General features: G+C 63.9%; 7 protein-coding genes. 5 read left to right on the plus strand and 2 right to left on the minus strand.

The features are described 5' to 3' along the window. A partial coding sequence (locus tag M8859_RS36405) for a non-ribosomal peptide synthetase (protein ID WP_249645656.1) occupies positions 1–3,962 on the minus strand: 3,962 nt, incomplete at its 3' end. Positions 3,963–4,701: 739 nt separating this feature from the next. On the opposite strand from M8859_RS36405, the gene M8859_RS36410 reads away from it, so the two are divergent. After that, positions 4,702–5,682 (plus strand): SAM-dependent methyltransferase, encoded by a 981-nt coding sequence (locus tag M8859_RS36410; protein WP_249645657.1) that lies wholly within the window; start codon positions 4,702–4,704, stop codon positions 5,680–5,682. 245 nt (positions 5,683–5,927) lie between these two features. Here M8859_RS36410 and M8859_RS36415 read toward each other — a convergent pair whose 3' ends face one another. After that, the gene (locus M8859_RS36415) at positions 5,928–6,863 is read right to left on the minus strand and encodes a hypothetical protein (RefSeq protein WP_249645658.1); all 936 of its coding nucleotides are present in this window, start codon (positions 6,861–6,863) and stop codon (positions 5,928–5,930) included. A 609-nt stretch (positions 6,864–7,472) separates the two neighbouring features. On the opposite strand from M8859_RS36415, the gene M8859_RS36420 reads away from it, so the two are divergent. The 4 genes from M8859_RS36420 to M8859_RS36435 all read left to right on the plus strand — a co-directional run bounded on the left by M8859_RS36420 (position 7,473) and on the right by M8859_RS36435 (position 12,982). Next, a complete protein-coding gene (locus M8859_RS36420) occupies positions 7,473–8,738 on the plus strand; it encodes a LeuA family protein (RefSeq protein WP_159929718.1) in 1,266 nt (421 codons plus the stop codon). After that, positions 8,722–10,716, plus strand: coding sequence for an aconitase family protein (locus M8859_RS36425; protein ID WP_249645659.1), 1,995 nt, complete (start codon positions 8,722–8,724; stop codon positions 10,714–10,716). The genes M8859_RS36420 and M8859_RS36425 overlap by 17 nt, the downstream gene beginning before the upstream one ends. Continuing rightward, complete coding sequence (locus M8859_RS36430) at positions 10,713–11,777, plus strand: isocitrate/isopropylmalate family dehydrogenase (RefSeq protein ID WP_159929714.1); 1,065 nt, start codon at positions 10,713–10,715, stop codon at positions 11,775–11,777. The genes M8859_RS36425 and M8859_RS36430 overlap by 4 nt, the downstream gene beginning before the upstream one ends. 74 nt (positions 11,778–11,851) lie before the next feature. Beyond that, positions 11,852–12,982 (plus strand): aminotransferase-like domain-containing protein, encoded by a 1,131-nt coding sequence (locus M8859_RS36435; protein ID WP_249645660.1) that lies wholly within the window; start codon positions 11,852–11,854, stop codon positions 12,980–12,982. Positions 12,983–13,100: the final 118 nt, after the last annotated feature.

The raw sequence follows: 13,100 nt of genomic DNA on the forward strand, positions 1-13,100 counted from the left end.
ACACCCGGCCGCGCCTGCTCCTCCGTAGGCGCGACCGCGGCGGCACCACACAACAACGCCGACCACATATTGATCACCGACGCATCGAAAACCAACGGAGCCAACTGCAAAACCCGACTCCCCCCATGAACAGCGAGACGCCGGATATGGGCAGCGACAAGATCTGCGATACCGACATGTGTGACGGCGACCCCCTTCGGGGTACCGGTGGTCCCCGAGGTATAGATGAGGTAGGCCACCTGCCGAGCGTCGGGGAACGGAAGATCGGTATCGGGCTGGGCATCGATGATCGGATCACAGATGTCGACAACCTTGCGATCGGCGCGATCGGCTGCTTGCAGGAGCGCTGATGCTCGGCTCACCAGTTCCGTCGTGGTGACGACTGCCGCCACACCGGCATCGCTGAGCACGAACCCGATCCGGTGATCGGGATAGGCGGAATCGACCGCAACGTACGCCGCACCGATCTTCGAGACGGCGAGCACCCCGATGAAACTGTGTGCGGCCCGTGGCAGCATCAGGCCTACGACATCTCCTGGGGCGATACCGTAGCCGACCAATCGGTGAGCCAATCGCGCCGACATTCGATCGAGTTCCCGGTACGTCCATGTCCGGTCGTCGAAGACTATCGCCACGTTGTTCGGTGTCCGTGCCGCCTGTGCGGCGAACAGTTCCGGTAGCGACCTGGCGCCGCCGACATCGGCATGAAGCGCCGCGCAATTGCCGATTACGTCCAGTCGGCGCTGTTCGTGTTCGTCGAGGAGTTCGATCGCCCCGATCGGGATGCTCGGATCCGCGGCCATGCCGGCCAGCACCCGAAGGAATCGCGCCGCAATCGTGTCGATGGTCGCCGGATCGAATAGATCGCTGGCGTACTCGATGCGTGTGGCCCAGCCGCCGCGATCACCGTGATCGTCGATGACGAATGACAAGTCCAGGCGAGAGGTCCTGGTGTATATCGGAATAGGGGTGGCCTGAACCTCGGCGAAGTCGAAACTGCTGACCGGGTTGTGCTGAAACACCAGCATCGTCTGGAACACGGGGTGCCGGGCCGCCGACCGACTGGGGTTGAGCTTTTCCACCAAGATGTCGAAGGGGGCGTCCTGATTCTCGTAGGCGCCCAGCGCCTTGCGCTTCACCTGGGCAAGGAGTTCCGAGGCCGGCATGTCCGGGGTGAGCGTCGCACGCAGTACCCAGGTGTTGACGAAGAAGCCGATAAGACCATCGGCAGCCTGATCGGAGCGCCCGGCGATGGGCGAGCCGATCACAATATCCGTGCCGGCACCGAGCCGGTGCAGCAACACCAACAGGGCGGCTTGCAGCACCATCGGCGCCGACACACCCGCATCGCGAGCCATCCGGAGGATATCGCCTCGGAGAAGGGAGTCCAGGACGAACGGTCTCGTACCACCGCGATACGACTCCGTGCCAGGCCGCGGCCGGTCGGTCGGCAACCCTGAATCTGTTGGGGCTCCGGCCAGTTCGGCCTGCCAGTACGCCAACTGGGTGGACAGGAGGCTGCTCGGATCCGTTGCCGAACCCAGTAGCCGCTGTTGCCAGAGGGTGTAGTCGGCGTACTGTACGGGCAGTGGCGCCCAATCGGGATCGTGGCCATGGACCCGTGCGCGATAGGCCGCAACCAGGTCCCGTATCAACGGCGTGGCCGACCAGCCATCGGCCGCAATATGGTGCAGCACCATCACCAGCACGTGCGCACTGTCATCTCGCCGAAGCACCCGTACGCGCAGCGGTATCTCGACAGCGAGATCGAACCGATGATGTACGACGGCTGAGGCCTCGTTCGATACGCGCCGATCGTCCCACCCACTCGCATCCAGCACGGTCCAGCCGAGCTCGACATGGTCGACGTCGATGATTCGCTGTTGCGGGGTCCCGTCCAGTTCGGGAAACACCGTGCGCAACGATTCGTGGCGAGCCACCACATCCAGAATTGCCGCCCGCAGCGCGGGCACATTCAGCGTGCCGGTCAACGACCAGACAAAGGGAATGTTGTAGGTCGCCGATGGTCCCTCGAGCCGATGCAGGAACCACAGGCGACGCTGCGCGTAGGACAGTGGCAGAATTTTCGGGCGCGGCATCGGCGTGAGCGGAGGACGCGACTGCGGCCGGGCGTCGAGAGCACCCGCCAGTCCCGCTACCGTCGGTGTGTCGAAGATTGCCGAGACTGCCAGTTCCTTACCCAGCACTGCGCGGATCCGATTCATCAACCGTGTCGCCACCAGCGAATGGCCGCCGAGTTCGAAGAAGTCGTCGTCGGTACCGACCCGTTCATGTCCGAGCACCTCGGCGAACAGTCGTGCCAGCTCTTCTTCCGCGGGGGTTTCAGGCGCGCGATACCGAATACTGGACTGGTATTTCGGCGCAGGAAGGGCTTGCCTGTCGATTTTTCCGTTGACTGTCACAGGAAGGTGATCGACGACGACGATCGCGGACGGCACCATGAACTCCGGCAATCGTTGCGCGAGGAAGCGACGTACCGCTGCCGCATCGACCGCACCGTCCTCGGCTCCGGCAGCTGACACAACGTAGCCGACCAGTCGTTTGTCACCAGGTCGGTCCTCGCGGGCCACCACGACCGCACGGACTACTCCCGGATACGCGACCAGCTCCTTCTCGACCTCGCCTGGTTCGATGCGGAACCCGCGGATCTTCGTCTGGTCGTCGACGCGGCCCACGAATTCCAATTCCCCGGCCTGGTTCCAGCGCACCGAATCTCCGGTGCGATACAACCGGCCGCCGGATTCACCGAACGGATCAGCGACGAACCGCGCTGCGGTCAGGCCGGGCCGGTTCCAATATCCTTGGGCTATGCCGTAGCCCCCAACGTACAGCTCGCCGACCACCCCTACCGGTACCCGGCGTAAGGAAGCATCGAGCACCGCCAGTGCGACCCCTGGTGCCGGCGATCCGATCGACGGTGTACCCGATCCCACTGCCAATGGCTCGCTGATCGACACGTACACCGTTGTCTCGGTGGGACCGTACACGTTGACCATGATCCGGCCATCCGCGAACCGGTCGACCAAACTGGCGCTGCATGGCTCTCCGCCGACTACCAGCGTCATGTTCGCCAGCTGTTCCGGGGTCAACGCGGCGACAGTGGAGGCGGTGAGATGCGCGTGCGTGACTTTGTGCCGCGCGATCAACCGTGCCAGCTCGGGGCCTGGTTGCGCTTGTTGTTCGGTGGGCACGACCGCGGTGGCGCCGGTCAGCAACGCCGACCACATGTCGAGCACCGAGGCGTCGAAGACCAGCCGCGAGAATTGCAGAACCCTACTGTCGCCGTTGATATGCAGCCGCCGAGTGTGCGCGGTAATGATCTCACAGACGCCGGCATGCGGTACAGCGACCCCCTTGGGCTGCCCCGTCGTTCCGGACGTGTAGATCAGATAGGCCAGTTGCTGTGGTGCGGGGAAGGGCAGCGCGGCGTTCGGCCGGCGGTCGATCTCCGGATCGGACACCGTCACAAGGGGAACCCCGCGGTCGATCGGCCGCAGTAGCGATGCGGTGCGGATCTCGAATTCCGCCGCGGTCACCACAGCGGTGACACCAGTGTCGCGCAGTACGAAGGCGATCCGGTGATCGGGGTATGCCGGGTCGACCGGCACGTAGGCGGCACCGGCTTTGAGTACCCCCAGCACCGTCACGATCCAGTGCATCGAACGTGGCAACAGCACGCCGACCAGATGTCCGGGCAGCACCCCCTGCATGATCAAAAAGTGGGCCAAGCGAGACGACATGTCATCGATCTCGCGGTAACTCCACCTTTGATCCCCCGCCACCACCGCTCGGTTGTCCGGTGTTCGCGCGACCTGTGCGGCGAACAACTGGGGAAGCGAAAAGAGACCTCCGCCGATGTCACGGGCGGCCGCTCCATTGCCGAACGTATCCAGCCGGATCAGCTCGGTTTCCGACAGCGAAGGTTCCGATTTCGGATTCATGACCTCGATGCCCCTTGCGCGAATATCGTCACTGCTACGGCTTGATGCCGACCAGGTCGAAATCCGTCCCCGACACCAACCTTGATTAGTCGGTGCAATGTAACCGGTACTGACTCTGCGGCGGTTGCCAGCGTCCGGCGTGGGCAGGTCATCCGCGGTGCTACACCGTATCCGTCCGCGCCACTGTGAATTCGGTCGGATACTCCCTGATCGATTCGATCGGTTCGTTGTTGATTCGTTGCCAATGGCGTTGGCGCTCAACGCGAATAGCGCGTCGGTCCAGCACGATATCCCGACTGGGATCGGGTGGCAAGGTCGGTGTGCTCACTGCTGGGAAGTGGTCGGCGAGCTTGCGATGCGCAGTGTTAGCTGTAGCGTTGCCGACGCCGCGCGCCGATTTCTCAATATCGGGAAGTTCGGCGCACGTCTCGGTGGGCCATCCGTCTAGCATTCGAAGCCCGTGCCGTCACGGACGGGCGGTCTCGCGCGCAGGAAGTTCGGGGTCCGAAGCGGTCGGAGCATGATTCAAGAGGAGACCGAGCGTGGGAACAGCCCGCAGTGGGGAAGTGGTTCGCGGCGGCGCCGATCGGGACGGTCTCGGTGAGCCGGATACGCCGTCGACCGCGCTTCCGCTACGTCGGCCGCCAATGAAATGTGTTGTGGACGTCCATGTCGTATTGCGCCAAACCCGGATGATCCACGCGGGAAATCGAACACTCCGACGATCAGGAAAGCGGCCATGACTCGAAACCTCTCTCAGCGGCGCGCGTTCGACTACATGCGCGGCCACGTCACCTGCGCGGTTTTCGCCTCTCTGGGGATCATCGGTGTACTCGACGAACTCGCCGAGCACGGGCTGCGCGCAGCCGACCTCGGCGCGAACCGGTACCTCGCCGAGGCCACCCTGCGCTATCTGGCGCAGCGCGATATCGTCGTTCGCGGCGGCGGTGACCGCTATGTTCTCACCGAGGCCGGTCGTCAGCTGTACGCCGACCGCGGCTATCTGATGTGGCTGTCCGGCGGCTACGGCGATGCTCTGCACCATTTCGGCGACTTGTTGACCGGAAAGCGGACGTTCGGTTCGGATATCGATCGGGACGTGCGGTGGGTCGCGGTCGGCACAGCGCTGGTCGGGCAGCGGGATCTGCGGCCGGAGGTGATGGCGATCCTCGAGGAGATCTCCTTCGATTCGATCGCCGACATCGGCTGTGGCAATGCGCATTTCCTGATCGCGGCGTGCCAGGCCGGCGGAGGTCGCGGTGTGGGGGTGGATATCAGTCCGGCCGCGTGCGCCGAGGCGCAGCAGGAGGTGGCCAAGGCCGGGCTGGCCGACCGCATCACCATCCACGAGGCGGACGGAGCGAAGGCCGCCACGATTCCGCAACTGGAGTCGGTACAACTGGTCGTCACGTTCTTCTTCCTGCACGAGGTACTGGAGCACGGCTACGACGTGCTCGTGAACTACCTGCGCGGGCTTTGTGACCGATTGCCCTCGGGTGCGTACATGCTGACCGCCGAGGAGATCCCGCCCGCCACCGAACAGAACGTGCCGGAAGTGCTGACCCCGGAGTACTCGCTGACCCAGGCGCTGATGGAGCAGTCGCTGCTCACCGAGGACGGTTGGCGAAAAGCGTTCGGCGAAGCGGGCTTCGACGTAGTGCGGATCGTGCAGCCCAACCTGCCGGACTGCCGGCTGATCCTGACCCGCAAGCCGACCTGACCAGGTGAACACGACGGCTGCGACGGCGAACTCGTGCGCCGGGTCGGTATCCGTCGAATTGTACGCAGCATTTGGCGCCCGACAGGATATGGGCACCGAACGTCTGAGGTGATCGGTGTATCGCTCTGTCTCCAGAGCAGTCGCCCCAGCGATAGCGATAGGTCGGTGAACTCGGGAAAGTGTAGAAGACCGTTCGTGCCGCAAAAGTAGATCTCGAGGGGTTGTGGTTGCGGTCAGGTCCCGGCCTATCTGTCGTCGGGGTACCGCCTGTCGTCGCTCGGGATGTTTTGATAAGCCAGGCCTATCATGGCGCTGGTACTCAAATAGAGTAAGGAGCTGGCCACTGTTGTTCTGTAGATCTCGATAGCGCGATGAGCAGGTGTGTGGTTCGTGTCTACCGTGACATCGATTTCCGGGTAATTTCTGCGGACGGCGTCCGCGACCGCTGATAGTCGATCTGTAACGGCTGTGACGCTACGTACCGCTTCGTGATCCAAATCCTCGAAAAAAGGGATACCGTCTGTCACCAGGGAGACCTCGGGGTCGTTGACGATGACGTCGTAGACTTCGAATCGTGCACTGACTACGCACGACGTATCCAGGCGGGCGTCAGTGGTCCCGACACGGTCTGTCACGCCGGGAACGAATTCCATGGCTGTGTTCCGCTGCCGTGTCATTCGTCGGACGTTTATGGTGCGGGTGTCGATCCCCAGCACGACGCCGGCTGGATGGAATCGCCTCTTCGGATCGAGTGCGTCGGTCCCCTGCGGGATCATTCCGTACACGTGGGCGAGGTCTTCGTCGGCGAGGTAGACAGTGCCCTCGTGGCCATGGCTGGCCGGCCTGATGTGTCCGGTGATGCCAGAGGGTGCTTTTTCGGCGAACGCCTTCGGGAAGATCTCGGCGCAGTGGTTCAGTCGCGCACCGTGGTACAGACGGGGTGCCTCCAGGAATTCCGACGTGACAGGGACCTCCGCGTCTGCGACGCGGTCGGCCGCGGATTCGGATTCGGCGCGGCGGAACAGACGAGTGAGGTTTGTATCAGTGTGCTCCACGAGTTCGTGAAATTCGCGAAGCTCGTGTGCGGTCTCTCGGAGGGCGCGGCTCGACAGATCGCGAATGTCGCGCCCGACGACGGCAAGCCTTTGGACGATTTCGAACAAGGGTCGGCGTGGGCTCACAACGTCTCCACATGGCGGTTGGTCGATCGGACAGACTTCCCGGGCGGGATTCCTGCTTGCTGCCATTCCTCGTCTTGGGCATATGTTGAACTGTCAGCACGGAGAGTGCCAGGTGTCGGGCTTGCGATCCAGTTCGCTATCCCCTGAACCGGAGACGGGTGGGCTGGTGAGCGCAAGAATCCCGCATGCCCTCGGCTTCGGCAGGGCGAGCTACGGAAGATCGCGGAGGATCGGAGCTCAGGAGGCTCCGACGAAACGGCAACCTTCGAAGCTCGTGGGTGGGACTGGACGCATGTCGTTCCTCGGACCGGTGGCCGGGTCGACGAGATCCATTCGCGTGTTACGGATTTCGGACACACCGCTGGGATTCGTCCGCACAGGACCTGGTCGATCCTCACGCGTGCTGGGCGGACGCGGATGCTTGTGATGACTCCGGCGGGATTCGCATGCTCGGCTTTCTCAGCATGGGGAATGCGGTTGCCCGGTTGGGCGAATTGCCTGGCTAGGCTGTGTGCCTTACGTAATCGTCGGCGGAGCTGGTCATCCTGGTGGCGGAGGTTGGGGCTGTTGGTCGCTGAGGATCAGGTTCGCGAGGCTCGGTTCGGACCGATGGATCACTTCATCCGTGACTCGAACGGTGTCGACATAGGGACTGGTACATGGTTCACCTGGAACGGCGTGCGGTCAGTGGCCGATACGCGGAACTCGGGCGGGCGGGGCGTGTACTTCGATGAAACGCTACGCGATGGGTTGCAAGCGCCGAATATCAGGAATCCCACTTTGGCGCAGAAGCTTTCTCTTGTGGACCACACCGTTGCTGTGGGCGTGGGCGCCGCCGATCTCGGTTTTCCCGGAGCCAGTAGTACGGCGGCGGAAGAGTGCATCGAGATCGCGAAGTATATCGATGCGAATGGATACGATTTGGCTCAGGGCTACGCTGGGCGTACACACGCCGACGACATCAGTGCCATCTGCGAGGTTTCGCAGGCTGCCGGCGTACCCGTGGACGCCTACGTATTCACTGGCGTCAGCCCCATTCGGCAGTACGTCGAAGATTGGGATATCTGTGCGATCGCACGCAATGTCCGCGATTCGGCACGGATGTGCCGCCGGGCGGGCGTGACGTTCGTGCTGGTCTTGGAGGACACCGTTCGGTGCCCGCCGCAACTGCTCCAGCAGATCTATGACGTCGCCATCGAGGTCGGTGTGCGCCGCGTATGCCTGTGCGACACCGTCGGCGCCGCGCTGCCGAGCGGTACCGAGGCGCTCATCAAATGGTCCACGCGATACTTCGCGGAACGCGGGCATGCGGCGGACTTCGAGTGGCATGGGCACAACGACCGCGGGCTCGCGTTGGCCAACTCGCTCACCGCGCTGTCGGCGGGATGTGTCCGGGTGCACGGCACGATCCTCGGTATCGGCGAGCGAACCGGCAATGCCTCGCTCGACCAGCTCATTCTGAACAGTCACCTCGACCAGGCCGGCGGCTACGATCTCATCGCCTTGCGGAAATACTGCGAGTACGCATCCGAGGTGCTGAATACCGCCATACCGAACAACTACCCGGCGATGGGCAGCGACGTCTTCAAGACCAGCGCAGGCGTTCACGCGGCCGCGATTCTCAAAGCCCACAGGAAGGGGGATCGGCTGCTCGAGGACACGGTGTACTCCAGCGTCCCGGCGAGTCATTTCGGACGTGCTCAAGAAGTGGTCATCGATGCCAGCTCAGGTGCCAGCAATGTGCGCTACTGGTTGGCCACGAACGGACTCGCCGACGACCGGGTGCTGATCGAGAAGATCCTCCAGCGAGCCAAGCGGAGCAGTACTCCTCTCACCGATGAATTGATAGGGCAGATCATTGCGACAACAGAGTGAGACCGGCGCGAGAACTTTCCGGCTACGCGGCAACGTGCTGTTCCTCACCGAGGATCCTGACCTGGTCGCGGCGCAGCTGTCCGGCGACTGCCCGCTCGGTCCCGCAGAACTTTTGCGCAAGCCGTTGTGCGACAATATCTCGACTGACGAAGTTATTCCCGGCTGGTGCTGTTATTGGTATGACAAGCAACTCGGCGATTTCGTCTATCTCGGGTTGCGTGGGCGCAGCGTAACGCAAGGAGCGGTCAGCGCGTTCGGCCCGCAGATCGTCGTCAGCGGAACGGCCAAGGGCTGCGGGTCGTCTCGTGAACATGCCGCGCTCGCGGAGAAATACGCGGGCGTAGAGTTGGTCTTCGCGCGCTCGTTCGAGCGCATCTACGAGCAGAACTGCCGCAATATCGGCATCGTCACCTGCACCGATTTCGGACTGCTCGACGCGCTCATCGCCGGCGACGAGCTGCCGCTCGAGCTGTTCACCGCCGGTGCGAACGGCATCGAACGCGCCATCATCGATCTCGGCGGGCTGTTCGGCTTCAACCGGTCGAGCGCTGCGGCGGGCAGTACGCCGGTGCTGCCGCGGTTCACCGCGCCGCGTCCACTCAACGTGGTCGAAAAGGTGCTGCAAAGCAAGCTTTCGGCACGCAATCACCGTCCGCCGGACGGTGTGGTCGCAGTCGGTGAGTCGTATTTCGTGCAGACCGATGTCCGTTTCAGTCACGAGTACGTGACGCCGATGGCGGCGGAGATGTTCACCCTGGAATTCGGCGCGGCGGCAAACCCGCTGGAGCCGGCCACCTGCTACTACTTCCAGGACCATCTCTCCCTCGCCGAATCCGTGCTGAGCCGACGCGACAACGGCAAGGATCTGATCGGGCGGGTCAACAATCTGCGCAAGCGGCAGAAGGAGTTCGCCAGGAAGAGCCAGGGCAATTTCATCGGCCCAGGGCATTCCGGTGGCAGTCGTGCCATCTGCCACAACTACATCATGGAACATGTCGCAGAGCCCGGCGACGTGATCATCGGTACGGACAGTCATACCTGTACGGCCGGAGCCATCGGCGCGTTCGCTTTCGGCGTCGGCGCGACGGACATGGCCAACGCGTGGTACACCCGGGAGATTCTGGTCAAGGTGCCCGCGGTGATCAGGGTCGAATTGCGGCAGCAGTTGCGGCCTGGGGTGTGTGCGAAGGACGTCATGCTCTCACTGCTCCCGCATTCACAGATCCGCGGCAGTCGAACACTGGGAAAGGTACTGCTGTTCAGCGGCGAAGGCGTCGCGGGACTGAACATCGACGAACGAGCGACGTTGTGCAACATGGCCGTCGAAGCCGGTGCGATGACCGCGATGGTCGAGCCGGATAGCCGGACGCGCGAATACCTGGCCGGACGGCCGGGGCGACGCCGGGGTGACCGAAGCGGGGTCGTCGTCTCCGATGTCGACGCGAGCTATGACGCGGTCGTGGAACTCGCGCTCGACGCCATCGAGCCGATGGTGGCGCTGCCCGGTGACCCGCGCAACTCGGTGCCCCTGTCCTCGATTCACGATGTGGTGCCCGTGGACAAGGTCTACGGCGGCTCCTGCACCGGCGGGAAGGCACACGACATGGACATGTACGCGAGTGTTTTCGCACTGGCACGCGAGCGCGGCGCATCCGTGCCCGATGGAGTCCAGGCGTTCATCCAGTTCGGTAGTGAGGACGTCATGCGCTACGCGACGGACCGCGGGTATGTCGAGCTGTTCGCCGACATCGGGGTGACCGTGTTGCCGCCCTCGTGCGGTGCCTGTATCAACGCCGGCCCGGGGGTGTCGGAAAGCCCTGCCGAGGTCACCGTGAGTGCCCAGAACCGGAACTTTCCCGGACGCTCTGGACCTGGCCAGGTGTATCTCGCATCACCCTATGTCGTGGCCGCCACGGCGATAGCCGGGCGGCTCAGTTCCGTCGAAGCCATGCTTCGCGAAGTGGGAGAGAACCGATGAGGCTCGCGGTGATCCCGGGCGACGGGATCGGTCGCGAGGTCGTCCACGCGGTGCTGCCGGTGCTGGCCCTGCTCAACGACACCTGCGATGCGGGGATCGAGCACGACATATTCGGTTGGGGCGCCGACGAATGGCTCGCGACGGGGGTGGGATTGCCGGACGGCGCGCTGGACTCGCTCGCCGAGGAGTATCAAGCGATACTCCTCGGTGCATTGGGAGATCCGCGGATTCCGGACATGGCCCATGGTCGCAGCATCCTGCTCGGATTACGGCGTGGCCTGGATCTCTATGTGAACTACCGCCCGCTCGACTTACCCACCGGCCGGATCGATCTGTTCCGCGAGAACACGCAGGGGCTCTACGCCGGAGTCGGCGGAACGATCGCGCGCCGCGGCTCGGTCAGCGTCGCTATCGATGAATGCGTATACACCCGAGAGACAGTGGAGAAGTTCGTCCGATTCGGACTGCGGCGACTCGCCGATACCGGACGCACGAAGGTTACCTTGGTGCACAAATCGAACGCCGTGCCGAACACCGGACGCCTCTGGCAAGAGGTCTTCGAAACCGAAGTGGCGGGTTTCCCGCAGCTCGCGGCCGAACAAGAATACGTCGACTCGTTCTGTTACCACCTGGTGCGCGATCCGTCGTCGTACGAGGGCGTGCTGGCCCCGAATCTCTTCGGCGACATCATCAGCGACATCGGCGCCGCTCTGATGGGCGGATTAGGTCTCGCCGCGAGCGCGAGTATCTGCCCCGAGACCGGCTGCGCGTTGTTCGAGCCCGTACACGGCAGTGCGCCGAACATAGCCGGTAAGGGAATCGCCAACCCGTCCGCGGCGGCGATGTCACTCGCCATGGCCCTGGACCATATGGGGTACGGCGAACAAGCTGCGCTCCTGCGTGATTCGATCCGTGAGGTCGCGGCCAGCGAATTGGCGACTCCGGACATCGGCGGGTGTGGCACCACAGTGGGATTCATGACCGAGGTCATCGATCGGCTCGGCGCACGAATCATCGAAGACAACGTCGACCGGGCAGGCAATCCCGCCGCCACCTCTTGATTCGAGGGTACATGCGCAGTCGTATCGCTCCCGCCACGGGAGCCGGCCAGGCGGGGCCTGGCTCGAGTTCCATCGTGCGCGACTCGCTCGCACTGACCTCACGCCAGGACGTGATCTCATTCGCCGGCGGGCTCCCGGCGCCCGAACTGTTCGACGTCGAAGGCATCAGGTCCGCCTACGAGCGAGTCTTGCGTGAATCCAGTTCACGCGTCCTGCAATACTCGGTGACCGACGGCGATCCGGCCCTGCGCGACGCGATCGCACTGTTGCTCGCCCGCGCCGAACTCCCGACGGTCGCCGACGATCTGCTGGTGACCACGGGAGCCCAGCAAGCCCTCTATGTGCTGGCGGCCACGTTGCTCGAGCCCGCCGATATCGTTCTCGTCGAGAACCCCACCTACGTGGCCGCGCTACAGGTCTTCAGCGCGGTGCGCGCCCGCGTCATCCCGGTGCCCACCGACGGCGACGGCATGGTGATCGAAGCCCTGCGCGAACTCGTCGCCGAACATCGACCCCGAATGGTCTATTTGGTGCCGACCTTCCAGAACCCCACCGGTCACACCTTGCCTGCGGACCGACGCGCCGCCGTTTCGCGGATCGCCGCCGAATGCGACATGTGGATCGTCGAGGATGATCCGTACGGAGAGTTACGGTTTCGCGGTGAACGGTTGCCCCTGATCGCTTCCTACGCGGATTCCGCCGACCGGACCATCCTGCTGGGCAGCCTGTCCAAGCTCCTCGCTCCCGGAATGCGACTGGGCTGGATGCGCGCGCCCGCTACGGTGCGCACCGCATGCGCGGTCGTCAAACAGGCGGTCGACCTGCACAGCTCGACGATCGACCAGGCAGCCGCAGCGGCCTACCTTGCGGCGAGCGACCTGGACGGGCGAATCGCCCGCGCCCGTACCCTGTACGGCGAACGCTGCGACGCGTTGCTGGACGCGCTCTCACGAGCACTCCCGCACGGCAGCAGCTGGAGCCGTCCGAACGGCGGAATGTTCGTGTGGGTTCGGTTGCCCGGCGGTGTCGACACCACCGCGTTGCTGCCCGCCGCCCTGGCTCAGCGGGTCGCCTACGTGCCGGGAGCACCGTTCTTCGCCGGTGTCGCCGACCCGTCGACGCTGCGCATGTCCTTCAGCGCACACAGCCCCGCTGAGATTCGCGAAGGTGTCCAGCGCCTGGCCGCTGTGTTGGACGAGACCTAGGTGTACTGACCACGGACGTTGGTAGCGGCGTGTCGGGCTGACATGGCGAAGACCTCCGGGTGAAGTGCGAGCTGTCTAGGAACGCATTCACCTGCCGGAGGTCTTCGTGTCCCACCGT

It is taken from the genome of Nocardia sputi, assembly GCF_023501985.1.

Excerpts from the sequence above, each read along its gene's own strand:
- M8859_RS36410 (WP_249645657.1), top strand. The coding sequence starts at position 4,702 with ATGACTCGAAACCTCTCTCAGCGGCGCGCGTTCGACTACATGCGCGGC.
- M8859_RS36420 (WP_159929718.1), top strand. The coding sequence starts at position 7,473 with ATGGATCACTTCATCCGTGACTCGAACGGTGTCGACATAGGGACTGGT.
- M8859_RS36430 (WP_159929714.1), top strand. The coding sequence starts at position 10,713 with ATGAGGCTCGCGGTGATCCCGGGCGACGGGATCGGTCGCGAGGTCGTC.